At 72.4% G+C, this 24,277-nt stretch carries 25 protein-coding genes; 16 read left to right on the forward strand and 9 right to left on the reverse strand.

Going from position 1 to position 24,277, the window contains the following annotated elements; genetic code table 11:
• Window positions 1-8: 8 nt before the first annotated feature.
• The 3 genes from hisN to aroA all read right to left on the reverse strand — a co-directional run bounded on the left by hisN (window position 9) and on the right by aroA (window position 3,312).
• Window positions 9-827, reverse strand: coding sequence for a histidinol-phosphatase (gene hisN, locus AB0877_RS08410; protein ID WP_366607884.1), 819 nt, complete (start codon window positions 825-827; stop codon window positions 9-11).
• A gap of 28 nt (window positions 828-855) precedes the next feature.
• The gene (gene rsgA, locus AB0877_RS08415) at window positions 856-1,926 is read right to left on the reverse strand and encodes a ribosome small subunit-dependent GTPase A (protein ID WP_366608130.1); all 1,071 of its coding nucleotides are present in this window, start codon (window positions 1,924-1,926) and stop codon (window positions 856-858) included.
• 87 nt (window positions 1,927-2,013) lie between these two features.
• Window positions 2,014-3,312, reverse strand: coding sequence for a 3-phosphoshikimate 1-carboxyvinyltransferase (gene aroA, locus AB0877_RS08420; RefSeq protein ID WP_366607886.1), 1,299 nt, complete (start codon window positions 3,310-3,312; stop codon window positions 2,014-2,016).
• Window positions 3,313-3,415: 103 nt separating this feature from the next.
• Here aroA and AB0877_RS08425 point away from each other — a divergent pair, with 103 nt between their 5' ends.
• The 8 genes from AB0877_RS08425 (at window position 3,416) to AB0877_RS08460 (ending at window position 7,891) form a co-directional block, all read left to right on the forward strand.
• On the forward strand, window positions 3,416-4,126 hold the full coding sequence (locus tag AB0877_RS08425; protein ID WP_366607888.1) for an SOS response-associated peptidase: 711 nt from the start codon (window positions 3,416-3,418) through the stop codon (window positions 4,124-4,126).
• A 196-nt stretch (window positions 4,127-4,322) separates the two neighbouring features.
• Window positions 4,323-4,715 (forward strand): WhiB family transcriptional regulator, encoded by a 393-nt coding sequence (locus AB0877_RS08430; RefSeq protein ID WP_091406097.1) that lies wholly within the window; start codon window positions 4,323-4,325, stop codon window positions 4,713-4,715.
• A 51-nt stretch (window positions 4,716-4,766) separates the two neighbouring features.
• Window positions 4,767-5,384, forward strand: coding sequence for an alpha/beta family hydrolase (locus AB0877_RS08435; RefSeq protein ID WP_366607890.1), 618 nt, complete (start codon window positions 4,767-4,769; stop codon window positions 5,382-5,384).
• A gap of 236 nt (window positions 5,385-5,620) precedes the next feature.
• Entirely contained in the window at window positions 5,621-6,445 is an 825-nt protein-coding gene (locus tag AB0877_RS08440; protein ID WP_112583674.1) for a sigma-70 family RNA polymerase sigma factor, read from the forward strand.
• Between the two features lies 1 nt (window position 6,446).
• Window positions 6,447-6,734, forward strand: coding sequence for a mycothiol system anti-sigma-R factor (gene rsrA / locus AB0877_RS08445; RefSeq protein WP_030490399.1), 288 nt, complete (start codon window positions 6,447-6,449; stop codon window positions 6,732-6,734).
• Window positions 6,735-6,793: 59 nt separating this feature from the next.
• Window positions 6,794-6,958, forward strand: coding sequence for a hypothetical protein (locus AB0877_RS08450; protein WP_366607893.1), 165 nt, complete (start codon window positions 6,794-6,796; stop codon window positions 6,956-6,958).
• A 205-nt stretch (window positions 6,959-7,163) separates the two neighbouring features.
• Window positions 7,164-7,385 (forward strand): biotin/lipoyl-binding carrier protein, encoded by a 222-nt coding sequence (locus tag AB0877_RS08455; protein WP_366608131.1) that lies wholly within the window; start codon window positions 7,164-7,166, stop codon window positions 7,383-7,385.
• Window positions 7,382-7,891, forward strand: coding sequence for a GNAT family N-acetyltransferase (locus AB0877_RS08460; protein ID WP_366607895.1), 510 nt, complete (start codon window positions 7,382-7,384; stop codon window positions 7,889-7,891). The genes AB0877_RS08455 and AB0877_RS08460 overlap by 4 nt, the downstream gene beginning before the upstream one ends.
• Before the next feature lie 78 nt (window positions 7,892-7,969).
• Here the strand turns inward: AB0877_RS08460 and AB0877_RS08465 are convergent, their stop codons facing one another.
• Complete coding sequence (locus AB0877_RS08465; RefSeq protein WP_366607897.1) at window positions 7,970-8,539, reverse strand: helix-turn-helix domain-containing protein; 570 nt, start codon at window positions 8,537-8,539, stop codon at window positions 7,970-7,972.
• Window positions 8,540-8,650: 111 nt separating this feature from the next.
• Between AB0877_RS08465 and AB0877_RS08470 the strand changes: the two genes are divergently transcribed.
• Window positions 8,651-10,240 carry an MDR family MFS transporter gene (locus tag AB0877_RS08470; RefSeq protein WP_366607898.1) on the forward strand — a complete coding sequence of 530 codons (1,590 nt, stop codon included), beginning with the start codon at window positions 8,651-8,653 and terminating at the stop codon, window positions 10,238-10,240.
• Between the two features lie 101 nt (window positions 10,241-10,341).
• Here AB0877_RS08470 and AB0877_RS08475 read toward each other — a convergent pair whose 3' ends face one another.
• A complete protein-coding gene (locus tag AB0877_RS08475; protein WP_366607900.1) occupies window positions 10,342-12,168 on the reverse strand; it encodes a tetratricopeptide repeat protein in 1,827 nt (608 codons plus the stop codon).
• A gap of 189 nt (window positions 12,169-12,357) precedes the next feature.
• On the opposite strand from AB0877_RS08475, the gene AB0877_RS08480 reads away from it, so the two are divergent.
• On the forward strand, window positions 12,358-13,389 hold the full coding sequence (locus AB0877_RS08480) for an SIS domain-containing protein (protein ID WP_357202824.1): 1,032 nt from the start codon (window positions 12,358-12,360) through the stop codon (window positions 13,387-13,389).
• A gap of 25 nt (window positions 13,390-13,414) precedes the next feature.
• The gene (locus AB0877_RS08485) at window positions 13,415-15,007 is read left to right on the forward strand and encodes a histidine kinase N-terminal domain-containing protein (RefSeq protein WP_366607902.1); all 1,593 of its coding nucleotides are present in this window, start codon (window positions 13,415-13,417) and stop codon (window positions 15,005-15,007) included.
• A 137-nt stretch (window positions 15,008-15,144) separates the two neighbouring features.
• On the opposite strand, the gene AB0877_RS08490 is transcribed toward AB0877_RS08485, so the two are convergent.
• On the reverse strand, window positions 15,145-16,761 hold the full coding sequence (locus tag AB0877_RS08490; RefSeq protein ID WP_366607904.1) for a glycosyltransferase family 39 protein: 1,617 nt from the start codon (window positions 16,759-16,761) through the stop codon (window positions 15,145-15,147).
• 36 nt (window positions 16,762-16,797) lie between these two features.
• The gene (locus tag AB0877_RS08495) at window positions 16,798-17,823 is read right to left on the reverse strand and encodes an aldo/keto reductase family protein (protein WP_366607906.1); all 1,026 of its coding nucleotides are present in this window, start codon (window positions 17,821-17,823) and stop codon (window positions 16,798-16,800) included.
• 62 nt (window positions 17,824-17,885) lie between these two features.
• Here AB0877_RS08495 and AB0877_RS08500 point away from each other — a divergent pair, with 62 nt between their 5' ends.
• The 5 genes from AB0877_RS08500 to AB0877_RS08520 all read left to right on the forward strand — a co-directional run bounded on the left by AB0877_RS08500 (window position 17,886) and on the right by AB0877_RS08520 (window position 22,504).
• Window positions 17,886-18,797 (forward strand): helix-turn-helix domain-containing protein, encoded by a 912-nt coding sequence (locus tag AB0877_RS08500; RefSeq protein ID WP_366607908.1) that lies wholly within the window; start codon window positions 17,886-17,888, stop codon window positions 18,795-18,797.
• Window positions 18,798-19,090: 293 nt separating this feature from the next.
• Window positions 19,091-20,803 (forward strand): nitrite/sulfite reductase, encoded by a 1,713-nt coding sequence (locus tag AB0877_RS08505; RefSeq protein ID WP_366607910.1) that lies wholly within the window; start codon window positions 19,091-19,093, stop codon window positions 20,801-20,803.
• Window positions 20,800-20,961, forward strand: coding sequence for a hypothetical protein (locus AB0877_RS08510; protein ID WP_366607912.1), 162 nt, complete (start codon window positions 20,800-20,802; stop codon window positions 20,959-20,961). Before AB0877_RS08505 ends, AB0877_RS08510 begins: the two co-directional genes overlap by 4 nt.
• Window positions 20,958-21,719, forward strand: coding sequence for a phosphoadenylyl-sulfate reductase (locus AB0877_RS08515; RefSeq protein WP_366607914.1), 762 nt, complete (start codon window positions 20,958-20,960; stop codon window positions 21,717-21,719). Before AB0877_RS08510 ends, AB0877_RS08515 begins: the two co-directional genes overlap by 4 nt.
• Before the next feature lie 32 nt (window positions 21,720-21,751).
• Entirely contained in the window at window positions 21,752-22,504 is a 753-nt protein-coding gene (locus AB0877_RS08520) for a CbiX/SirB N-terminal domain-containing protein (protein ID WP_366608132.1), read from the forward strand.
• A 109-nt stretch (window positions 22,505-22,613) separates the two neighbouring features.
• Here the strand turns inward: AB0877_RS08520 and AB0877_RS08525 are convergent, their stop codons facing one another.
• Both AB0877_RS08525 and AB0877_RS08530 read right to left on the reverse strand, forming a co-directional pair.
• Entirely contained in the window at window positions 22,614-22,871 is a 258-nt protein-coding gene (locus AB0877_RS08525; RefSeq protein ID WP_088950012.1) for a WhiB family transcriptional regulator, read from the reverse strand.
• A 449-nt stretch (window positions 22,872-23,320) separates the two neighbouring features.
• A complete protein-coding gene (locus AB0877_RS08530) occupies window positions 23,321-24,271 on the reverse strand; it encodes a diacylglycerol kinase family protein (RefSeq protein WP_366607916.1) in 951 nt (316 codons plus the stop codon).
• Window positions 24,272-24,277 lie beyond the last annotated feature (6 nt).

The following is a 24,277-nucleotide window of genomic DNA, read 5'->3' on the forward strand; positions in this document are numbered from 1 at the left end:
GCCGGGGGTCAGCGCTCGGTTGGTCGGTTGAGCCGCCCGAGGATGTCGGCGTGCAGCACACCGTTGGTGGCGACCACGCTGCTGTCGGTGCCCGCAGCGCCGGCGGGAGCCGGTTGTCCGCCCAGATCCGTGACGGTGCCACCTGCCTCCGTGACGATCGGCACCAACGCCGCCACGTCCCACAACGACAACTCCGGCTCGACCATCACGTCCAGTGCCCCCTCGGCCAACAGCATGTAGCCGTAGAAGTCGCCGTACGCCCGGCTGCGCCAGCTGTCCCGCATCAGGTCGAGCACCGCGTCGAGCCGCCCGGTCTCCTCCCACCCGTTCAGTGACGAGTAGCAGAAGCTGGCATCCGCCACCCCGCGCACCGCGGACACGCCGATCCGCTCACCGGCCGTGGGACCCGGCCCGGCGTACGCGCCCGCGCCCGCGCTGGCCCACCAGCGTCGTCCGAGCGCCGGTGCGGACACCACGCCGACCGCCGGCCGGTCGCCGTCGTAGAGCGCGATCAGGGTGGCCCAGATCGGCACGCCACGGACGAAGTTCTTGGTGCCGTCGATCGGGTCGATGATCCACCGGCGGCCGTTCGGGTCGGCGGACGGCTGCGCGCCGAACTCCTCACCGAGCAGCCCGTCGGCCGGTCGTCGCTCGGCCAACAGGGCGCGGATCTCCCGCTCCACCGCGGTGTCCGCGTCCGATACCGGGGTCAGGTCGGGCTTCGCCTCGACGCGCAGGTCGAGCGCGCGGAACCGGGCCGTGGCGATGGCGTCGGCCCGGTCGGCGAGCAGGTGGGCGAGGGCGAGGTCGTCGGCGTACCCGGTCATGCCGGCAACCTAGCCCACGCCCGTCGGGTCACTCGTCCGGGCCGCGCCGGTCACCCTCGCCGGGGCCGCGCTGGTCGCTGTCGCCGCGCGAGTCACCCTCGCCGGCCCGGGAGGCCAGCAACCGACGGTACGAGGCCAACCGGCGCGGGTCGGCCTTGCCGGCGGCCACCCAGGCGTCCAGCCCGCACTCGGCCTCGTCGGCCGTGTGGGGGCAGTTCGGTGGGCAGTCGACGGTGCCCTCGACCAGGTCCGGAAAGCCGTGCAGCAGGCTGTCGGCCGACACGTGCGCCAACCCGAAGCTGCGGATCCCGGGGGTGTCGATGATCCAACCCGGGTCGGTGTCGACCCCGGGCACCGGTGGCAGCCGCAGCGCCACCGCGCTGGTCGAGGTGTGCCGGCCCCGGCCGATCGCGCTGACCACGCCGACCGCGCGCAGCGCGTCCGGAACGAGGCGGTTGACCAGCGTCGACTTGCCCACGCCGGAGTGCCCGACCAGCACCGACACCTTGCCGCTGAGCAGCGCGCGGAGCGCGTCGAGGTCGGAGTCGGGGCGGTTGAGCACGTACGGCAGCTCCAGCTCGGTGTAGTAGCCGAGCACCTCCTCCGGCCCGGCCAGGTCGGCCTTGGTGAGGCAGAGCAACGGCTCGACGTCCGCGTCGTACGCGGCAACCAGGCAGCGGTCGATGAACCCGGTGCGCGGCGGTGGGTCGGCCAAGGCGCTCACGATCACCAACTGGTCCGCGTTGGCCACCACGACCCGTTCCAGCCGACCCTCGGCGGTGGTCTCGTCGTCGTCGGCGGTGCGGCGCAGCACCGAGCGGCGTTCGGCGATCCGGACGATGCGGGCGAGCGCGCCCTCCGCCCCGGAGGTGTCGCCGACCAGACTGACCCGGTCACCGACGACCACCGACTTGCGGCCCAACTCGCGGGCCCGCATGGCGGTGACAGTGGGCAGCTCGGCGCCGACCACGCCGCGTTCGGCCCCGGAGAGCACGCAGGTGTAGCGCCCCCGGTCGACGGCGATGACGAACCCGTCGACCGCGTCGGCGTGCTGCGGGCGGGTGCGCGTACGTGGGCGCGACGACTTTCCGGGCCGCACCCGCACGTCGTCCTCGTCGTACTCCCGCCGTTTGGTCGCCAGGACCTGTCCTCTTCTCGCGTCAGCTCTTACCGAGCGTCCGGACGCTCACTTGCCGGTCACCATCGCTGACCATAGTGCCGGGAACTCGGGCATGGTCTTGGAGGTACACCCCACGTCGTCCACCTCGATGCCCGGGACGGCGAGCCCGGCCACCGCGGCGGCGTGCGCCATGCGGTGGTCGTGGTAGGTGCGGAAGACGCCGCCGCGCAGCGGTCGGGGCCGGATCTCCAACCCGTCCGGCGTTTCGGTGATGTCCGCTCCGAGCCCGCCGAACTCGCGCGCGAGCGCGGCGAGCCGGTCGGTCTCGTGGCCGCGGATGTGCCCGACGCCGGTGAAGACCGACGGCGAGTCGGCCAGCATGGCCAGCGCGGTCAGCACGAGGGTCAGCTCGCCCACGTCGGAGAGGTCGGCGGTCAGGCCGTGCACGACGCCGGTGCCACGGACGGTCAGCCCGTTGGTGGAGAGGGCGACCTCGCCGCCCATCCGCTGCAGCAGCGAGCGGAGTTTCTCGATCGGCTGCCCGCTGCTGTGCGGCCAGCCCTGGAGGGTGACCTCGCCGCCGGTGACCAGTGCGGCGGCGAAGAACGGCACGGCGCCGGAGAGGTCCGGTTCGATGTCCCAGCCGCGCCCGGTGAGTGGGCCGGGCTCGACGGCCCAGACGTCGGGGGTGCTGTCGTCGACCGCCGCACCGGCGGCCCGCAGCATCTGCACCGTCATCCGGAGATGCGGCGCGGAGGGCACCGGCGGCCCGACGTGGCGGACCACGACGCCCCGGTCGAAGCGCGGGGCGGCCAGCAACAGCCCGGAGACGAGTTGGCTGGATGCGGACGCGTCGATCACGACCTCGCCGCCGGTGACCCGGCCGGTGCCGAGCACGGTCAGCGGCAGGCTGCCGGTGCCGGTGACGTCGATCCGGACGCCCAGCGAGCGCAACGCGTCGACCAGCGGGCCGAGGGGGCGGGTGCGCACGTACGGGTCACCGTCGAGGGTGACCTGCCCGTCGGCCAGGCCCGCCACCGGTGGCACGAACCGCATCACGGTGCCGGCCAGCCCGACGTCGACGTGGGCGGGACCGGCCAGCGGGTGCGGGCGGACCAGCCAGCGCTCGTCGTCGCTGATCGAGACGTGCGCGCCCATCGCCCGCAGGCCCGCGGCCATCAACTCGGTGTCGCGGGCGCGCAGTGGCCGGGCCAGCGTCGACGGGCCGGCGGCCAGCGCGCTGAGCACCAGGGCCCGGGCGGTCATCGATTTGGAACCGGGCAGGCGCAGCGTCGCCGCCACCGGGTCGGATGCGGTCGGTGCGGTCCACGGCTGCGGCGGCCGGGTCGCGGTCAGGTTGCCCACCGTTACATTCTGCCGTGTCGACGGGCGGGCGGCGGCACCCGGCTTTCGTACTCCCGGTTGGCGGGACAGCCGACAGGGCCTCCGACGCGTTAGCGTGTGCCCCATGTGCGGCAGGTACGCGACGACCCGGAGCTCCGGTGAGCTGAGCGCGCTGTTCGAGTCGTCCGACGACTCCGACGGCCTGGTTCGGCCGGACCACAACGTCGCGCCGACCGACCCGGTGCCGCTGGTCCGGGTCAGCCCGCAGGGGCATCGCAGCCTCTGCGTCGGCCGCTGGGGTCTGCTGCCGCACTGGTCCCGGTCCGCGTCGGGAGCCGCCCGGATGATCAACGCGCGGGCGGAGACGGTGGCCACCAGCCGGGCGTACGCCGGTTCCTTCTCCCGCCGCCGTTGCCTGGTCCCGGCCGACGGCTGGTACGAGTGGGTCCGGCTGCCCGACGGCGGGCGACAGGCGTACTTCATGACGCCCCGGGACGGCTCGGTGCTCGCGCTGGCCGGCATCTGGTCGGTCTGGGAGTCCGCCGCCGAGACCCGGCTCACCTTCAGCGTGCTGACCACCACCGCACTCGGCGACCTGGCCGAGGTGCACGACCGGATGCCGGTGCTGCTGCCACCGCAGCGGTGGTCGTCGTGGCTCGCGCCGACCGACGAGCCGGGACGGCTGCTCACCGCGGCGTCGGCGGAGCAGTTGGCGGGCCTGGAGATCCGGCCGGTGGGTACGGCGGTGGGGGACGTTCGTAACGACGGGCCACAGCTGACCGCGCGGGTGCCGGTGGCGCCGATGGTGTCACCGCAGGAGCTGACGCTGTTCTGACGGCGCGGCGCATAGTCGGTCACCGATTTGCCAGGGTTACGCGCGATTCGTCTCCTGACTGTTCAGTCATGTTCCCGGCAGACCCTTGTCCCGAGGTTGCGAAGTGCGATAGAACACAGCGCCGGTAGTGGCTGTCGGTCCGCACGGGGCGGACGACGTCCACAGCTTTTGCCGGTCCCACGGGGGAGGTGGGTGGATGACACGGGCACGTATGCCGCGCCCGCACGAGGTGGCAGCGGCGCGGCGAGATCCGCGGCTGCTGCGGGCCGTGCGAGAACGGCGACAGGACGACGCGTGGCGCACCAGAGGAACGTGCCAGAGCGTCGATCCGGAGACATTCTTTCCGGCACCGAACGAGCCGGCGGACGCCGCCGTCGCGTTGTGTCGCAGTTGTGACGTGCAGGGGTCCTGCCTCGCGTGGGCCCTCGACGTCGGTGACTGCCACGGCGTGTGGGGCGGCACCACGCCACGGGAACGGCGGGCGATGCTGGTCGCCTGGCGCGGCGAGGTCGAACCCGATCCGGACGCCATCGACGACGCCGGTCCACCGGTGCGAGACCGACTGCTCGCCCTGGTCCCGCTGAGCTGATCGGCGGCCCGGTTCGCACCCGACACCCGTCCGGCGGCGCAGAATAGGCCGGTGCCAGCCAGCAACGAGATCGACACCCCGCGCGGCCCGGCGTGGATCGACACCGACCTGCCGGGCCGCCCGGCCAGCGCCCTGCTCGTCCTCGGGCACGGCGCGGGCGGCAGCGTCGACGCACCCGACCTGCTCGCGGTCCGGGACGCGTCGGTGGCGGCCGGCCTGGCCGTGGTCCGGGTGACGCAGCCCTACCGGGTCGCCGGTCGGCGTGCGCCGGCACCGGCGGGTCACCTCGACGAGGCCTGGACGGCGGTGCTCGCCGAGCTGCGCGCCCGGCACGCCGACGTGCCGACGGTGGTGGTCGGTGGGCGTTCCAGCGGCGCACGGGTGGCCTGTCGGACGGCCCGTGCGGTGGGTGCGGTGGGCGTTGTCGCACTGGCCTTTCCACTGCACCCGCCCGGCCGACCGGAACGCTCCCGCGCCGCCGAACTGGGCACCGGCCTGCCGACGTTGGTCGTCAACGGCGACCGCGATCCGTTCGGGACGCCGGAGCCGGGGCCGGCCGTGCAGGTGGTGAGTCGTCCCGGTGAGACGCACGACCTGCGTCGCGATCCGGCCGGCACCGCCGCCGCCGTGCGCGACTGGCTGTCCGCCCAGGGCTGGGCGGACAGCTGACCCGTCGCGCCCGGCTCGCCGGGTGGACCGTTTCCGGCGCGGGCACGGTTCGTTGCATCCGTTGGTGCCGCCGGCCCGAGCAGGGCCGGTGACACCAGTCCTCCCAGGCCCTTCCTGGTCCCAGCGCCGGCCGCCGTCGGGGCCGGGACCAGGAACGGGGAGGAGGCGGCCGGAATGCCCCAGTGGTCATCTCGCGTTACAACCCCCGGACGACTTTTCTGCGAGGGGGGTGACCGGTGCCAACCGAGACACGAAGCCTGGAACGGGACGAGCGGGACGCCCGGCAGCTGAAGCGGCTGCTGGACGGCCCGGAGTGGCCCGCGACGGCGGGACCGGGCGGGGTGGGTGCGGTGAGCACGGGCACACCGGCCGGAAGTGAATCTGCGGGCAGGTCCGTGCGCGTATCCTCGGCGGGAAAGCATCCGACGCGAGGGGATGTGCGGTTGACCACCGAGAAGACGGACGAGCGCAGGGCCCGATTCGAGCGGGACGCGATGCCATTCGTCGATCAGCTCTACGCTGCTGGGCTGCGGATGACACGCAACCCGGCGGATGCCGAGGACCTGGTCCAGGAGACGTACCTGAAGGCGTACGCGGCCTTCCACCAGTTCGAGCAGGGCACGAACCTCAAGGCCTGGCTCTACCGGATCCTGACCAACACCTACATCAACTCCTACCGCAAGCGGCAGCGCCAGCCGATCCAGGCGCCCACCGAGGAGATCACCGACTGGCAGTTGGCCGAGGCTGAGTCGCACACCTCCAGCGGGTTGCGCTCGGCCGAGACCGAGGCACTGGACCGGCTGCCGGACAGTGACGTGAAGGAGGCCCTCCAGCAGTTGCCGGAGGAGTTCCGCCTGGCCGTCTACCTCACCGACGTCGAGGGCTTCTCCTACAAGGAGGTCGCGGACATCATGGGCACGCCGATCGGCACCGTGATGTCGCGTCTGCACCGGGGCCGTCGTAATCTGCGCAAGCTGCTTGAGCGTTACGCGGGCGAGCGGGGCTTCAGCGCCGCCCGCTCGGCGAAGGGCTCGACCGCCGCTGCCGGCCGGGAGGTGTGACGTGAGCTGTGGGGAGCCGCACGAGACGGACTGCCGCGAAGTGCTCGCGGAGGTGTATCTCTACCTGGATCTGGAGTGCGCCGACGAGCGTCGCTCGCTGATCCGGCACCACCTGGACGAGTGCGGGCCCTGCCTGCGCGAGTACGGGCTGGAGCAGGAGGTGCGGGCGCTGGTGGCGCGTTGCTGTGGCAACGAGACCGCGCCGGATCAGCTGCGTGAGCGGCTGCGGGTCAAGCTCACCGAGCTGGTGGTCTTCGAGACCAGCGACTCCCGTGAGCTGGCCGACTGATCGTTTGCGCCGGCCGACCGTGCGTCGGCACCAAATGGCAAGACCGGTGGCCCGGGTCGATGTCGACCCGGGCCACCGGTGTACCCGGCCTCGGCCGGCTGAGCGGCGACGGGCAGTTGGCCCGCCGACCTGTTCAGGAGTTGGGACGCTTGCCGTGGTTCGCGGCGCTCTTCTTACGAGCCTTCTTCTTCCGGGACTTCTTCGCCATGCTGACCTCCTCGTGATGGGTCGGATCCGTCCTGCGCACGACCTCGGCGCGGATGCGGCCACCGGCGGTCCGGCGTCGGGTCCGACCCGCTGATGGTAGTGCGGTCGACACCCGCCGCCTTCCCCAGGGCGGGCCTGTCATCCCGGCTGCGTCGCTGCCCGCCCACCGCCGGTCGGCGCATGATTGGATACATCGGCAGGCACGTCGCGAAGAGGGAGGGCCTGGACATGGCCGAGGAGATCCGCGCCGAGATGGTGGCCAACGTCTGGAAGGTCGTCGCCACGGCGGGTGACACGGTGACCGAGGGCGACACCCTGGTGATCCTCGAGTCGATGAAGATGGAGATCCCGGTCGTCGCCGAATCCGACGGAGTGCTCCAGCAGCTCGCCGTCAACGAGGGCGACGTCGTGCAGGACGGTGACCTGATCGCCGTGATCGCTTGACCGGGCTGCGGGTCCGTTCGGCCGAGTCGGTCGACTTCCCCGCGGTGGCCCGGCTGACAGTGGCCGCGTACGAGGCGGACGGCCAGCTCAAGGGCGAACACGGGTACGGCGAGGTGCTGGCCGACGTGTCGACCCGGGCGGCCAGCGGCGAGGTGCTGGTCGCTGTCGACGAGGTGACCGGGGCGGTGCTCGGCTCGGTCACGTTCGTGCTGCCGGGCAGCCCGTTCGCCGAGCTGGCCGGGCCGGGCGAGGCCGAGTTCCGGATGCTCGCCGTCGACCCGGGCGCTCAGGGGCGGGGTGTGGGTGCCGCACTGGTCGAGGCGTGTGTCGACCGGGCGACCGGGTTGGCTTGCACGGCGGTGGCGATCTGCGTACGGGCGGGGATGGCCGATTCGGCGCACCGGCTCTACGCGCGGCGCGGTTTCGTCCGTTCGCCGGAGAAGGACTGGTCACCATTGCCGGGTGTGGACCTGCTCGGCCTCCGGCTGGAGCTGACGCGCGGCTGAGCCGGCGATCGGCGGACTCGGCTCGGCCGGCCGGCGGGTCACCGACAGGCCGGACCGGCCGCGTCGATCACGAGATGGTCAGGCGTCCGTGCCGATGGCGGCCAGCAACTCGTCGGCCACCTCCAGGGCGATCTTGCGGCGTTCGTCGTCGCTGATGTGCGGTGCGCGCAACGCGAACCAGCTGCCGTGCACCGCGAACAGGGACAGGGTGGCGCGCAGTTGGGCTCGGGGGGAGTCGTCGCCCCGGCAAAGCGCGTCGGCGAGGGTCATCATCCGGCCGCGCATCTGCTGGCCGGCGGTGAGGCTCTTCAGCACCGTCTGGTTCTGCTCGAAGAAGCGCATCACCGACGGCATCTCGCCGCCGAACATCGTCTCGGCGTAGCGGGCGACGAGCTCGCGCCGGGTTTCCAGGGTCGCGGGCTGCGACTCGGCCCAGGCGGTCAGCGCGTCGATCTGCTCCAGTCGGTCCTCGACGAAGCTGGCGACGATGTCGTCCTTGCTCTTGAAGTGGTAGTAGAGCGCGGCCTTGGTGACGTTGAGGCGCTCGGCGATCTCCCGGAGCGAGGTCTTCTCGTACCCCTGCTCGGTGAAGAGCTCGAGCGCGACGGCCTTGATCCGTTCCCGCGTCCCGCCTGTGCTCTCGCTCACGCACGCCCCCCAAATGGCTTGACCGTTGCTGATACCCAACTTACCGTGCGGCTAGTAAGGTGACTAGCCGGGCGGCAAGTAAGTACGGCAATCCTCGGGGGGAGCTTACCTATGACTCAGGCAACCCAGGCCGGCACGCGACCCAACAACATCCGGGTCGTGCTGTTCGGGCTGATGATCGCGATGATGCTCGCGATGCTCGACAACATGATCGTCAGCACCGCGTTACCGCGGATCGTCGGCGAGTTCGGCGGGCTCAACCACTTCACCTGGGTGGTTACCGCGTACGTCCTGGGCACCACCGTCTCCACCCCGATCTGGGGCAAGCTCGGTGACCTCTACGGCCGCAAGTCGGTCTTCCTGACCTCGGTCGTCGTCTTCCTGGTCGGCTCCGCCCTCTGTGGCATGGCCGGATCCGGGATGTTGGGCGGTCCAGAGGACGGCATGGTCCAGCTCATCGCCTTCCGAGCCGTGCAGGGTCTCGGCGCCGGCGGCCTCATGGTCGGCGTGATGGCGATCATCGGTGACCTGGTGCCGCCCCGCGAGCGCGGGCGCTACCAGGGCATGATCGCCGGCATCATGGCCATCGCCATGGTCGCCGGCCCGTTGGCCGGCGGATTCATCACCGACCACCTCTCCTGGCGCTGGGCGTTCTACGTGAACCTGCCGCTGGGCGGCATCGCGTTGCTCGTGCTGATCAGCACCATGCACCTGCCGAAGTACCGCACCGAGCACCGGATCGACTGGCTCGGCGCCGGGCTGCTCTCGGTCGGCATCACCGCGATCGTGCTCATCACCACCTGGGGTGGCAACGAGTACGACTGGGTGTCACTGCCGATCATCGGTCTGGCCCTGCTGGCCCTCGTCGCGCTGGCGGTGTTCGCCGTGGTGGAACGCCGGGTCCAGGAGCCGATCCTGCCGCTGGCGCTCTTCGCCAACCGCAACTTCGCGCTGATCTCGGTGATCGGCTTCCTGCTCGGCTTCGCGATGTTCGGCGCGATGAACTTCCTGCCGCTCTACCAGCAGACCGTGCAGGGGGCCTCGGCCACCAACAGTGGTCTGCTGCTGCTGCCCCTGATGTTCGGCATGCTGGTCGTCTCGCTGGTCATCGGCCGGGCGATCACCCGCAACGGCAAGTACCGGGCGTACCCGATCATCGGTGGCGTGGTGATGACCGCGGGCATGGCGCTGCTGTCCATGCTCGACACCGACACCAGCAAGCTGATGTCGTCGCTCTACATGGTCGTGCTGGGCGTCGGCATGGGCTTCCTCATGCAGACGTCGATGCTGATCGCGCAGAACAGCGTGGAGCAGAAGGACCTCGGCGCGGCCAGCGGCGCGGCCACCTTCTTCCGGTCGATCGGCGGTTCGTTCGGCATCTCGCTGTTCGGCGCGATCTTCGCCAACCGGCTGGCCAGCTCCGAGGGCGGTCGGGCCTTCGGCGGTGAGTCCGGCGGCGCGGGGATGGACCTGGAGAAGCTCAAGGAACTGCCCGCCCAGGCGCGCGAAGCGGTGCTCGGTGGTCTCTCCGATGCCATCTCGCACGTCTTCCTCTGGGCGGTGCTGTTCACCATCGTGATCCCGGTGCTCGCCTGGTTCATCAAGGAGATCCCGCTGCGCACCGCGAACGAGGCGCCGCCGCAGGCCACCCCGGAGGAGGACGCCGAGGTCGCCCTCGGCAAGGCCGCCCCCGTCGCGTAACCCCCCAGACCCCGCGATCTTGCACTTTGTGCGGGTACATAAGCACTGTTTCCGACAACACGGCGACAGTAAGTGCAAGATCGCGGGGTTGCGGGGGGAAGTCAGCGGCGGAACAGGCGTTGCCAGAGGCGGCGCAGGGGGTTGCGGGGGCGGGGTAGTCGGGGGGCGTTGGCTCTCAGCAGCTCGGTGGCCAGTGCTGCCGTTGCCGGATCCAACTGCGGGGCGGCGAGTGCCAGGTGCGCCAGCGAGGCGGCGATCGGTACCGGTCGGCTGCGCGCCACGGCAGCCGCGTCGGCCAGCCGCTCGGCCACCACCCGGGCCACGTCCGGCCGCACCGAAGGATCCACCCAGGCGGCGGTCACCAGGGCGAACAGCGCCGCCTCGGTGACCCAGTCCTCGACGCCCCAGATCAGATCGAGCAGCACCCGGCGTCGGGTCGAGCCCTCCCACGGCTCGTCGGTGCGGTGGTGCAGCAGCCCCAGACAGGCCCACACCTGGACTCCACGCACCCAGACCGACGGGTCGTGGGCCGCCAGCAGCCGACCCACCGCGTTCGCCGGTGCCGCCGGCGGGTGCACCAACAGGCCGAGCAGGTCGTCGACGTCGAGGCCGGCCAGACCCACCGCCGCGTCGTACGCCGCCGGCGGGTGTGCCCACGCCGGGTGGGCGATCTGCCCGATCCGTTCGACAGCCGTCGCCGAGGGCGCCGCCAACGCAGGAGTGGGCACCGTGTCCGCGTAGTGCCACAACCGCTGAGCGGACTCCCGCCGGGGCTCGCGCGGGTCGGGTTCCGGCGCGCCGACGACCTCGATGCGCAGCCCGGGGGCCGTGGAGATCGCCGTCCCGACCGCGCTCGGCGGGGCGGCGGCGGAGAGGCGTACGGAGCCGCCGAGACCGTTGTCGTCGTCGGCCACCGCCTGGCGCATCGCGTCGACCAGGGGCCCGCCGGCCGGGGTGAGTTGGCCGAGCCAGGGCCGGCCACGGCAGCACTGGGCCAGGTCGCCGTGCTCGTGGCTGTCGTCCGGGTGGTCCCGGACGAAGTCGGCGAGCGCGACCAGGTGGGCGAGGTCACCGTCGCGCAGGTGCCGCAGGCGGTGAGCGGTGTGCACCGCACAGTCGAACGACGGATCGCGCGCCAGCGCCCGCTCGGTCCACTCCAACGCCTCGTCCAGCCGGCCGATCTCGGCCAGGGTGCCGGCGATGTCCGCGTAGATCGCCAGGTCGTCGGGGTCCAGCTCGACGGCGCGACCGAGCGCCGCGAGGCCGTCGCGGGTCCGGCCAGAGCTGCGGTACGCGTAGCCGAGCCACACCTCGCCCATCTTCGAGGGCTGTGCGCGTACTCCCCGGGTGGCCCAGCGGACCGCCAGCTCGACCTCGCCGAGGCGCCGGGCCAGCGCGGACGCCGCGCCCAGCAGCAGGCCGTGTTCGGGGTGCACCGTCGCCGCGTTGCGGGCGAGCGTGAGGTACGGGGTCAGCGGGGCCCGGCCGATCCGCGGCACCGGGTCGGGCAGTGCGGCGCAGACCTGCATGAGGACGCGGGCGATGTGCTCCGGTTCCAGTCGTTCGGCCAGCTCGGGCGCGGTGACCCAGGGCACGCCGGCCCACTCGGTGCCGGGCGCGTACGACGTCGCCGCGGCCAGCAGCTCCAGCCCTTCGGCGGGACGCCCGGCGGTGGCGAGGAGGTGGGCGCGGGCGACCACCGCACCGACGAAGGTGTGGTGGTTGATCGGAAAGAGGTCGAGGCCGCCGCCGCTCGACACGGCCAGCCGGGCGAGGGTTTCGTGCACCTCCGGCAGGGTGGGGGCCCGTGCCAACGCGCCGGCGACGTGGCCGGCGGCGTGGTGCAGGTCGCCCTCGTCGAGTGCCAGCCGGGCCAGCGCCAGCTCCTCCGTCGCGGAGAGCGCGGGATCGTCCGTTCCCTCGGGCACGTCGTCCTCTCGTGGCAGTTAGACCGGGCGCAACGGGTAAAGCGTAGTTGATATTGAGATCAACTGGTGATCAGCTGCGCAGTCCTGCTCGTTCGATTGCCGAGATACGCTTAAAAGTGCAAGACTGAGCAAGAACCGCGCGGCAACCGCGCAGGGGGAGGGGTTTCCGTGACACGTGCAGGGGCTGGAATGGCCGCCGACATCGACGAGCAGCCGGCCGGCTACGCGCGCCTGCTCTCCGCCGCCAACGCCGCCGAGATCGCCCGGGTGGCGGCGGTCATCGCCGAACGCCGGCCACGGCATGTGGTCTTCACCGCGCGGGGCACCTCCGACCACGCGGCGCTCTACGGGGCCTACCTGACCGAGATCCGGCTCGGCCTGCCCGCCGGGCTGGCCTCGCCCAGCGTCGTCACCCTCTTCGGGGCCCGCCCCGACCTCTCCGACGCGCTGGTCGTCGGGGTCAGCCAGAGCGGCGGCTCGCCCGACCTGGCCGAGGTGCTGCGTGCCGCCAGAGCGTCCGGTGCGCTGACCCTCGCGGTGACGAACGCCCCCGACTCGCCGCTGGTCGACGTGGCCGAGCTGAGCGTCGACATCGCCGCCGGGCACGAGCGGGCGGTCGCCGCCACCAAGACGTACACCGCGGAGCTGCTCGCCCTGCTGATGCTGGTGGAGGGGATCCGGGCCGGCGACGGCGTGCTCCCCAACGCCGAACGGGAGGCGCTCGACGCACTGCCCGAGCTGGCCGCCCGCACCCTCGCCGACGGCACCCCGGCCCAGCTCGCCCCGCGCTACCGGTTCGCCCGTCAGCTGGTCACCACCGGCCGGGGGTACGCGTACCCCACCGCCCGGGAGGCCGCGCTGAAGCTGATGGAGACCTCGTACCTGCCGGCGCTCGCCTTCTCCGGCGCCGACCTGCTGCACGGCCCGCTCGCCATGACCGACCCGGAGGTCCCGGTGCTCGCCGTGGTCGGCTCCGGTCCCGGCGGCCGGTCGATGGGCGAGGTGCTGCCCCGCCTCGGCGAACGCCGCGCCGACGTCGTGGTGGTCGGCTCCGCCGACGTGCCGGGCGCCACCCGGCTGGCCGTCCCCGAGGTCGACGAGCGCTACGCCCCGCTGCTGGACATCCTGCCGATGCAGCGGTTGGCGCTGGCCCTGGCGCTCACCCGGGGCGAGGACCCGGACGCGCCGCGCGGGTTGAAGAAGGTCACCGCGACGATGTGAGGCGCGGCGTGGCACCCTGGTCACCGTGTCCACGCTGCGCGACCTCGCCGAGGAGCACACCCATCTCCGTCCGGCCGACATCGACCACCTGCACCGGATCGCCGGCGACTGGCAGCTGCTCTCCGATCTGTCCTTCGCTGACCTGCTGCTCTGGGTGCCGGTCGACGCCGACGGCACGTTCCTCTGCGTCGCCCAGGTGCGCCCGACCACCGCGCCGACCGCCTACCAGGACGACCAGGTGGGCCGGATCGTCGGCGGGCCGGAGGTGGCCCACCTGGGGGTGGCGTACTCCCAGGGTCGGATCTGGCGTGAGGGCGACCCGGTCTGGTACGGCGACGTGCCGGCCCGGCACGAGGCGATCCCGGTCCGGCTGCGTACCGCCGAGGGGGAGGCCGGCGAGGTGATCGCCGTGGTGGGGCGGGACACCAACCTCTCCACCGCGCGTACGCCCAGCCAGCTGGAGCTCAACTACCTCACCACCGCCGACGACCTGGCGCAGATGATCGCGGACGGCACCTTCCCGCCGCCGCGGCATCCGGGCGAGACCACCTCGGCGCCCCGGGTCGGCGACGGCCTGGTCCGGCTCGACGCCGGCGGCAAGGTCACCTACGCCAGCCCGAACGCGCAGTCCGCGTACCGCCGGCTGGGCTACGCCTCGCACCTGGTGGGGGAGGACCTGGCCGCGTTGCACCGCCGCCTGGCCGGTGACCCGCTGGACGGCACCGAGGCGTCGAACGGCATCCTGGCCGCGCTGCGTGGTGAGGCGCCGCCCCGTCGGGAGATCGACGCACGAGGTGCCACGATGCTCACCCGGGCGCTGCCGCTGATGCCGGCCGGGGTGCCGATCGGAGCGTTGGTGCTGGTCCGCGACATCACCGAGGTCCGCCGCCGGGACCGCGCACTCATCACCAAGGACGCCACCATCCGGGAGATCCACCACCGGGTGAAGAACAACCTCCAGACGGTGGCCGCGTTGCTGCGGTTGCAGGCCCGCCGGGTGGCCATGCCGGAGGCGCGGGTCGCGCTGGAGGAGTCGGTCCGTCGGGTCGCCTCGATCGCCCTGGTGCACGAGACGCTCTCGATGTCCAGCGACGAGGCGGTGGAGTTCGACGGCATCGTCGACCGGGTGGCCAGCGCGGCGACCGAGGTCGCGGCGACCGAGGTGAGCGTCGGCATGCGCCGGCGGGGCAGCTTCGGGGTGCTGCCGGCGGAGATCGCCACCTCGCTGGTGATGGTCCTCAACGAGTTGCTGCTCAACGCCGTCGAGCACGGTTTCCCGCCGGCCGACGAGGGGGAGGAGAGCCCGGTGGCCTCCGCCTCCGGCATGGTGCCGGTCGCCGCTCCCGAGGTGGACCCGTCGCTGCGGCCCGAGGTGGTGGTCTCCGCGCACCGGTTCCGCAAGATGCTGCACGTCTCGGTGACCGACAACGGGCGCGGCCTGCCCCCGGACTTCGACGCCGAACGTGGGAGCCGGCTCGGCCTCCAGATCGTCCGAGCCCTGATCACCGGGGAACTGCGCGGGACCATCGAACTGCGCGCCGGCGCCAACGGCGGCACCGAGGCCGTGCTGGTCGTCCCGCTGGCCCGCACCACCAACGACGGCCGCTCGCAGGCCTGACCCTCCGTGCCACCTCCGGCGGGGCGGGTTCCGTGGCGGGACCGGATGTCAGGACGGGCGTGATGTCTCCCAGTCATCCTGATGACTGGGAGACATCAGACGCATCGAGGTGGGCGGGCCCGGTCGGCGACCCGGGGTCAGCGGTCGGAGCGGCTGGTCAGCAGGGCGACGGTGAGGCCGGGGCGCTGCCAGACCTGGGCGACGGTGAAGTCCCTGCGGAGCGCATCGCCCTTGGCGTCGGGCACGGCGGTCAGCGGCTCGGCGTGCCGGCCGGAGACGACGAGCCACACCCGTGCCGTACCGGCCAGGCACGGTGCCGGCTGGGGGCACTCGGCGGCCCACAGATCGCCGCGGCGGACCTCGTCCTCGGTGACCAGCACGTCGCGTGGTGGGTCGCTGAGGTGGTACTCGATGCCGAGATCGAGGAAGAGCCAGCTGTGCCGGGGCGAGTAGACCACCGCGTCACCGGGGCGTTGACCGTCGGCGATCACCCGGGCCACCCCCGCGTAGTCCACCGGCGCGCTGCGCGGCCACTCGTGGGTCCGTCGTAGCGCGGCCTGATCGGGCAGGCCGAGCAGCCCGGCCAGGACCACCACGACGAGCGCCGCCGGAGCGGTCACGGCGGCCAGCGCCGCGCCCGCCAGCAGGCAGGCGAAGGGCACCACGAAGACCAGATACCGAGGTACCCACAGCGGTACGACGGTGCCGGCGGCGAAGAGCAGCAGTACGGGCAGCAGCACCGCGCCGACCGGCAGCAGGGCGCGCCGCCCGAGCCGTGCCGCGCCCAGCGCGGCGACCCCGAGCAGCAGGCCACCGACGACGCTGCTCTGGGCCACGCCGCCGGGCAGCGCGGTCAGGTCGTCCAGCCGGACCAGATGGACCCAGTTCAACTGCCGGGACTGCTGGGTCCGGGCCTTGACCAGCAGCGGGCCGGCGAGCAGGGCGACCGGCAGCACGGCGACCAGCCACCGCCACACCCGCCGGTCCCGCCCGCCGTCGGGCTGGGCCGAAGTGGCGATGCCGGCCGGGGTGGCGATGCCGGCCGAGGTGGCGATGCCGGCCGGGGTGGCGATGCCGGCCGAGGTGGCGATGCCGGCCGGGGTGGCGATGCCGGCCGGGGTGGCGATGCCGGCCGGGGTCGGGCCGCGCCACCAGGCGACGAGGACGACCAGCGCATGGGCGGCCAGCAGGGTGAGCGCGATCAGGTGGATGAGCCCGAGAGCGGCGACGGCGGCCGCGTAACCGGCCCAACGGGCCCAGCCCGGCCGGCGCAGCGCGACCACCAGCAGCAGCGTGGCGAGCACGGCGAGCATGGTGGCCAGCGCGTACGGGCGGGCCTCCTGCCCGTAGCGGGACGTGCCGGGGAGCACCGCGAACAGCAGCCCGGCGAAGAGGCCGCCGCGCCGGTCGACGAGGCGCGCGCCGAGCACGGCGAGCAGCCCGGCGGCCACCGTCATCGCCAACACCGCCGGTACGCGCAGGGCGATGGTGGAGTCGCCGAAGACTCCCGTCCACAGGTGCATCAGCAGGTAGTACGGCCCGGTGGCGGCGTCGATGGTGCCGGCCAGTCGGGCCAGGTCGCCGGGCGACCGGGTGGCCGCGCTCCACGTCGCCAGCTCGTCGCGCCAGAGTTGGGCGGAGCCCAGCCCGGTCACCGTCACCGCCAGGGTCACCAGCGCCGGGGCGAGCCAGACCGGCAGGCGGCGCAGGTGCTCCCACGCCGCCCCGGCCGACCTCTCGGACAATTGCCCCACGGTGCGAGCCTGCCACGACCACCCCCTCCGTGGGCGTCAGCCGGCGGCAGGCGGCGGACGCCAGGCGGGCATCACGTCGTTCGGCCGGGCGGTCTTCGTGGCATCACGCTCCACGAGTTCGTCGAGCACGGCGTCGACCTGGGCCATCAGCTCGTCGTCGAGGCGTACCGTGGCGGCCCGGGCCGTCTCGGCGAGCTGCTCGGGCCGGGACGCGCCGACGATCGCGCCCGCCACTGTCGGCCGGCGCAGCACCCACGCCACCGCCAACTGGGCCATCGTGCAGCCGGCGGCCTCGGCGATCGGCCGGAGCCGGCGTACCCGGGAGAGCAGCAGATCCGAGGAGTAGCGGGCGATGAACGAGCCACCGAAGCCGTCGGTGGCCCGGGAGCCGGCGGGCGGACGCCGGCCGGGCTCGTACCGACCGGTCAGCACGCCCATCGCGAGTGGCGCCCAGGCGAGCTGACCCAGACCCAGGTCGGCGCAGGCGGGCGACACCTCGGCCTCCACCACCCGCCACAGCATCGAGTACTGCGGCTGGTTCGCGATGAACGGGATGCGCAGCTCGGCGGCGAGCCGCACTCCCGCGCGCAGTTGCGGGGCGGTCCACTCGGAGGCGCCGACGTAGAGCACCTTGCCCTGCCGGACCAGGTCGGCGAAGGCCAGCATCGTCTCCTCCAGCGGCACGCTGTCGTCGTACCGGTGTGCCTGGTAGAGGTCGACGTAGTCGGTGCCCAGCCGCCTCAGCGAGGCGTGACAGCCCTCGATGACGTGCTTACGGGACAGCCCGGCGTCGTTGGCCCCCGGCCCGACCGGCAGGCACACCTTCGTGCACAGCTCGATCGAGCTGCGCCGGACGCCGCTCAGCGCCTTGCCCAACACCTCCTCGGCCCGCCCCTGGGCGTACCGGTCGGCGGTGTCGAACGTGGTGATGCCCGCGTCGAGGGCGGCGGCCACGCACGCGGCCGCGGCACCGTCGTCGAGCTGGTTGCCGTGGGTGACCCAGTTGCCGTACGCGACCGCGCTGACGCGCAGGCCCGACCGGCCCAGTTGCCTGAACTCCATAGGAGGATCCTCGGGCCGCCGCAGGCTGTCGCCGAACCGTTCGAACGTGGTCGAATCCGGGGGTGATCGAGGTTCGGTTCTCACCCGACGACCTGAGCCGGGTCCGGTTCGTGCACTCGCCCCTGGCCGAGCTGGTGGCCAGCTCCTGGGCGCTACGCAAGCCGGCGAAGTACTGGATGCACCGGCCGTGGCGGGAGCGCGCTGAACGGCTGCTGCCGGATGCCGGCCTGGAGCCGCTACTGGCGGTGCTCCGGTCGGTCAACGGGTACGTGCCGGACTTTCTCACCCCGATCGGGGTGGCACCGAACCTGGCCGCCGAGTTGCGGGCGGTCGCCGCCACCCACCCTGCCCGGGTACGTCGGCAACTGGAACGGGCCGGCGCCCCCCGGCTGGCCGCGGACGAGTTGGTCGCGCAGCTCCACCGGTACTTCACCCTGCTGATCGCACCGGACTGGCCCCGGCTGCGGGCTCTCGCGCTGGCCGACATCCGGCGGCGGACGCTGCTCGCCGCCGAGCAGGGCGGGCGCACCCTGCTGCACGACGTGCACCAGTTGATCCGTTGGGACGGCGCGGCGCTGCGGGTCGCCGTCGGCACGACCCTGCCGGCCGACCTGCACGGACGCCCGTGGACGCTGCTGCCCACGGCGTTCGCCGGGCCGACGGTGCACGCGATCATGGAGGGCGACGCCGGGCCCGCCCTCTGCTATCCGCCCACCGGGTTGGGCGGGCTGTGGGATTGGCCGGCGCCCAGCGCGGCGCTGGGCGCCCTGCTCGGCGGTACCCGGGCGGCGGCGCTCTCCCTGCTCGACTCGCCGCTGAGCACCGGGGAGCTGGCCGCGATGCTGGGCCTCGCGCCGGCGACGGCGTCGCACCACCTCACCACGCTGCGGGACAACGGCCTGATCGTCGGCGTGCGAGAGGGGCGGGTGGTGCGGTATGCCCGAACTGTCCTTGGTGACCAGCTGGTCGGCTGAGCCCCCGGCCCGTGATGTGGGATCCAGCACGCGGACATTGGCCGGCCCCCATGGGGTGTGGCAGCATGGGCCCATGACCGCCGCAGTCGTCCGCCGCTTCGTGGCACGTCGCCACGTCGATTACGGCCGCGTGCGCAGCGCGATCTGTCCGGCCTACTGACGACGCCCGACCAATCCGTCTCGGGCGCGCTCCGCGCCGGCTGTCTGAAGACACCGTTGTCCCGCCCGCTTCGCCGGGCCGGCCGCCGCGCCCCGCGTATCCCGAGGCACAGCAGACAACGGAGGACGCCGCGATGGCGGTCAGCAGCATCCCGGCCCGTTCCGAGGACCCGACGGCTCGCCCGGCCCGAGCGCCGCGCCGGCCACGGGGTGAGGGTCAGTGGGCGCTCGGCCACCGCGAGCCGCTCAACCCCAACGAGCGGATCAAGAAGGACGACGACCCGCTCAACGTCCGGGCCCGCATCGAGAACATCTACGCGCACCGGGGCTTCGCCTCGATCGACCCGCAGGACCTGCGGGGCCGGTTCCGCTGGTGGGGCCTCTACACCCAGCGCAAGGCGGGCATCGACGGTGGGCGTACCGCCGTGCTGGAGCCGCACGAGCTGGAGGACGAGTTCTTCATGCTCCGGGTCCGCATCGACGGTGGGCAGCTCAGCCTGGCCCAGCTGCGGGTGATCGCGGACATCTCCCGGGAGTTCGCGCGGGACACCGCCGACATCACCGACCGGCAGAACATCCAGTACCACTGGATCCGGGTCGAGGACATGCCGGAGATCTGGCGTCGGCTGGAATCGGTCGGTCTGCAGACCACCGAGGCGTGCGGCGACTGCCCGCGCATCGTGCTGGGCAGCCCGGTCGCCGGGGTGGCCCGCGACGAGCTGCTCGACCCGACCCCGGCGATCGACGAGATCGTCTCCCGGTACGTCGGCGACAAGCAGTTCTCCAACCTGCCCCGCAAGTTCAAGACCTCGATCTCCTGGCTGGTGGACACCCCGTACGAGTCGAACGACATCGCCTTCCTCGGCGTCGACCACCCGGAGCACGGGCCCGGGTTCGACGTCTGGGTCGGCGGGGGCCTCTCCACCAACCCGATGCTCGCCAAGCGCCTCGGCGTCTGGGTGCCGCTGGCCGAGGTGCCGGACGTGTGGGCCGGCGTGGTCGGGATCTTCCGCGACTACGGCTACCGCCGGCTGCGCAACCGGGCCCGGTTGAAGTTCCTGGTGGCCGACTGGGGCGTGGAGCGCTTCCGTGAGGTCCTGGAGAAGGACTACCTGGGTCGTACGCTGCTCGACGGCCCGGCACCGACACTGCCGTCCAAGCCGGTCGACCACGTGGGCGTGCACGAGCAGGCCGACGGGCGGCACTACGTGGGCGCGGCTCCGGTGGTCGGGCGGGTCTCCGGTGCGCAGCTCAGCCAACTGGCCGACGTGGTCGAGGCGCACGGCAGCGACCGGGTGCGGCTCACCCCGTACCAGAAACTGCTGGTGCTCGACGTGCCGTCGGAGCGGACGGAGTCCCTGATCGACGGGCTGCGCGCGATCGGCCTGGAGGCCCGGCCGTCGGCCTGGCGGCGCGGCACGATGGCGTGCACCGGCATCGAGTACTGCAAGCTCGCCATCGTCGAGACGAAGGCCCGCGGCGAGGAGTTGGTGGCCCGGCTGGAGCAGCGGCTGCGCGACTTCGACGCGGACATCTCGATCCACATCAACGGCTGCCCGAACGCGTGCGCACGTACCCAGGTTGCCGACATCGGGCTCAAGGGTCAACTGGTGGTCGGCCCGGACGGCCGACAGGTCGAGGGCTTCCAGGTGCACCTGGGCGGCGGGCTGGGCATGGCCCAGGGGCAGACCGCCGGGTTCGGCCGCAAGCTCCGCGGCCTGAAGACCACCGCCGACGAACTTCCGGAGTACGTGGAACGGCTGGCCCTTCGCTACCTGGCCGGTCGGAGCGAGGGCGAGACGTTCGCCAACTGGGTGATCAGAGTCGACGAGGAGGAACTGCGGTGAGCAGCGAGAACCGAGCGGCACCCCTGTACTGCCCGTACTGCGGCGAGGAGGACCTGCGGCCGCACGAGGCGGGTCACGGCGCCTGGGAGTGCCACGCCTGCACCCGGGTCTTCTCGGTGAAGTTCACCGGGCTGCTGAGTCGGGCGGTGGCCTCATGAGTCTCGTCTCGGCCGCGAACCTGCGCCTGGTGGGCCCGGGCGGCTCGACACTGGCCGACCCGGCCCGGCGCGACCCGGACGAGCTGCGGGCCCTGGCCGAGCAGGCCGCTCGGGACCTGGAGGGCGCCCCGGCACTGGAGATCGCCCGCTGGGCGGCGCAGACCTTCGGTGAGCGGTTCTGCGTGACCAGCTCGATGGCCGACGCGGTGCTGGCCCACCTGGTCTCCCGGGTGGCCCCCGGGGTGGACGTGGTCTTCCTCGACACCGGCCTGCACTTCCCCGAGACGCTGCGGGTCCGCGACGAGGTCGCCCGGACGCTACCGGTGAACGTCCGGTCGATCCGGCCCCGGCTCACCGTCGGCCAGCAGGACGGCCAGTACGGCCCCCGGCTGTTCAACAAGTCGCCGGACGACTGCTGCCAGTTGCGCAAGGTGGAGCCGCTGGAACGGGCGCTGACCGGGTACGACGCCTGGGCCGCCGGGCTGCGTCGGGACGAGTCGCCGAGCCGGGCCAACACACCGGTGGTGACCTTCGACGCGCGTCGGGGCAAGGTCAAGGTCAACCCGATCGCGGCCTGGTCGCAGCAGGATGTGGACTCCTACATCGCCCGTTTCAACGTCCCGGTCAACGAGCTGTTCAAGCAGGGTTACGGGTCGATCGGCTGCTGGCCGTGCACCCGCCGTACGAAGGCCGGCGAGGACGCGCGGGCCGGCCGGTGGGCCATGTTCGAGAAGACCGAGTGCGGGCTGCACGTCTGACCTCCCCGGCGACGACCCCGACCGGCCCACCGGTGGCCGGCGGGGCGGATCCGGTCGTGCTGGTCGCGCACGGCAGTCGTGACCCACGGGCGGCCGATGCCACCCGGGCGCTGGCTCGGGCGGTGTCGGCGGCTCGGCCGGGCACACCGGTGTGGGCGAGTTGGCTGGACCACACCGAGCCGGGGCCGACCGAGGTGCTGCGCGACCTGGCCGTGGCCGGTCACCGCCGGGCGGTGCTGGTGCCGCTGCTGTTGACCGCCGCGTACCACCATCGGGTGGACATTCCGGCGGCGGTCGCCGCGGCGGCGCGGTCCGGGCCACCGCTGTCGGTACGGGTCACCGATGTGCTCGGGCCGGCGGACGACACGCCCGATCCGGGGCTGCTGGCCGGCCTGTGTCGACGGCTGGGCGAGACGCGTGAGGGCCGCTTCGACGCGTTGGTGCTGGCTGCGGCGGGCACCCGGGACGCGCGGGCGCGACGGTCGGTGGGCCGGGTCGCCGATGCGCTGGGCGTCGAGGTCGGGGTGCCCTGCCGGGTGGCGTACGCCTCGGCGGCTCCACCGGCGGCCGGTGTGGCGGTGTCCCGGTTGCGGGCGTCCGGCGCGCGTCGGGTCGCGGTGTGCGCGTACTTCCTGGCACCGGGGCTGTTCCACGACGCGGTGACCGTGGCGGCGGAGGCGGCGGGCGCGGTGGCGGTCGCCGCGCCGTTGACCGACGCGCCGGAGTTGGTCGAGTTGGTGCTGCGTCGGGTCGACGGCCGGCCCGTGCTGGCGTCCACGGGCTGACCCGTTTCGGCACTGTGAAGTCACGGTGCCGCGCTGGGTGATCCGGTGCCGGACGGCAGAACGCCCCGGCGGGCGAACCCACCGGGGCGTACGGCTGTGTCGTTGGGGATCAGGCGGAGTGAGCGCGCAGCACCCGGAGACCACCGCGCCGCTTGACGGCGCGCCGCTCTTCCTCGCTCATTCCGCCCCAGACGCCGGCGTCCTGACCAGACTCGAGTGCCCACTGAAGGCACTGGTCGGTCACGGAGCAGCGCCTGCAGACGGCCTTGGCCTGCTCGACCTGCAGGAGAGCCGGTCCGGACGTCCCGATCGGGAAGAACAGCTCTGGGTCCTCGTCGCGGCAGACACTATGGTGACGCCAGTCCATGGCGGCAACACTCCTCATTCTGGGTGGGTGGCGAACAATTGCTTGTCGTGCTTTTCCTATATGCATCCGCAGTGCCGATGGTGACGGTTAGCGTCCGTCCATTCGGCAGTGCGTGAGCAGGCGTTCAGCGCCGGGGACCTGCTGGAACAGCTCAACCTGACGAGCATATCCAGGCAATGTCCCGGTACTTCAAGTTCGCTTGTGAATACTTTCACGAACGGTCGCGATGTCAAGGGTGACGCTCGGAAAAACTCCGGGCGGTGAGCAAGCCCACAACCCATTTGTCCGGATTCCAGTGCTTTCCTGGTTACCCGCCGTGCCACAGTCGAGGATCAATATAGTACAGTCCGCGTGACATTGCTGACATTTCCGGCACCTGCCCCTCGGTGTGGCGGCGACCAAGTCGATCGGTTGTGGCCACCGTGTCGACCAAGGGCAGTACCCGAGACCTAGCAGATTACTCTCAGTGCGGCGGGAACGGAGGTGAATCTGACTTTCTCCCGCTCGCCGAGATAGTCCCCGTCCAGCTGGAACGCCTGCGGACGGCTGGAGACCAGCGTGAACTCCGCTGTGTCATGGAGTCGTAACACCTGCCGACCGCGTGGATCCGGTTGCCGGGACAGGAACTGCGTCACCGTCCGTGTTGTGCTAGCCACCCGGAGCTGACGCAACGCCAGCACATCCAGCCCGAGATCGAACGACGCCGCCGGGTTCGGGTTGACCTCCCGGTCGCCCAGGTACGTCCACGGTGCCGTGTTCTGGATGATGACGGTGGCCAGCTCGGCCTCCGCCGGCTCGCCCGGACGCTCCAGGACGATCGCCGGGTGCCGACGGTCCGAGGCGAAGAAGTACTGACTCATGATCGAACGCAGATAGAGCGACGGCGTGGAGACCCGCCCCTTCCGCCGGGACTGCTCCACCCGGTGGATCACCGCGGCGTCCAGGCCGAAGCCGGCGCAGAAGGTGAAGTAGCGGTCGTCGGCGAGACCCAGCCCCACCGTCCGGCTCCGGCCCAGCCGCAGCCCTTCGAGGATCATGCTGGTCGCCTCCGGCCACTCCCGAGGCAGACCCACCGCGCGGGCGAACACGTTCGTCGAGCCACCGGGGACGGTCGCCAGCGCGGGCAGTCGCTCGGCCATCGGCGCGCCGCCGGCGCGAATCGGCGGTTCGGCCGTCATCAGGCCGTTCACCACCTCGTTCACAGTGCCGTCGCCACCCAGGGTGACGACCAGGTCGACGCCCTCAGCGGCTGCCTCCCGGGCCAGCGCCACGGCGTGCCCCCGCCGACGGGTGTAGCGCACGCTGAGATCGACCTCGCTGCGCAGCGCCCGGACGAGCACGTCCCGGCTGCGTTCGCTGGTGGTGGTGGCCTTCGGATTGACCACCAGGACGGCCCGCATGGGCGG

The sequence above is a fragment of the Micromonospora sp. NPDC047644 genome, from assembly GCF_040704315.1.
In the GTDB taxonomy this organism is placed as follows: domain Bacteria; phylum Actinomycetota; class Actinomycetes; order Mycobacteriales; family Micromonosporaceae; genus Micromonospora.

Coding starts and splice junctions, on each gene's coding strand:
- hisN (WP_366607884.1), bottom strand. CDS start 827: ATGACCGGGTACGCCGACGACCTCGCCCTCGCCCACCTGCTCGCCGAC.
- AB0877_RS08425 (WP_366607888.1), top strand. CDS start 3,416: ATGTGCGGCAGGTACGCGACGACCCGGAGCTCCGGTGAGCTGAGCGCG.
- AB0877_RS08480 (WP_357202824.1), top strand. CDS start 12,358: ATGGCCGCCGACATCGACGAGCAGCCGGCCGGCTACGCGCGCCTGCTC.
- AB0877_RS08430 (WP_091406097.1), top strand. CDS start 4,323: ATGACACGGGCACGTATGCCGCGCCCGCACGAGGTGGCAGCGGCGCGG.
- AB0877_RS08470 (WP_366607898.1), top strand. CDS start 8,651: ATGACTCAGGCAACCCAGGCCGGCACGCGACCCAACAACATCCGGGTC.
- AB0877_RS08515 (WP_366607914.1), top strand. CDS start 20,958: ATGAGTCTCGTCTCGGCCGCGAACCTGCGCCTGGTGGGCCCGGGCGGC.
- AB0877_RS08505 (WP_366607910.1), top strand. CDS start 19,091: ATGGCGGTCAGCAGCATCCCGGCCCGTTCCGAGGACCCGACGGCTCGC.
- AB0877_RS08450 (WP_366607893.1), top strand. CDS start 6,794: ATGTCGACCCGGGCCACCGGTGTACCCGGCCTCGGCCGGCTGAGCGGC.
- AB0877_RS08530 (WP_366607916.1), bottom strand. CDS start 24,271: ATGCGGGCCGTCCTGGTGGTCAATCCGAAGGCCACCACCACCAGCGAA.
- AB0877_RS08495 (WP_366607906.1), bottom strand. CDS start 17,823: ATGGAGTTCAGGCAACTGGGCCGGTCGGGCCTGCGCGTCAGCGCGGTC.
- AB0877_RS08525 (WP_088950012.1), bottom strand. CDS start 22,871: ATGGACTGGCGTCACCATAGTGTCTGCCGCGACGAGGACCCAGAGCTG.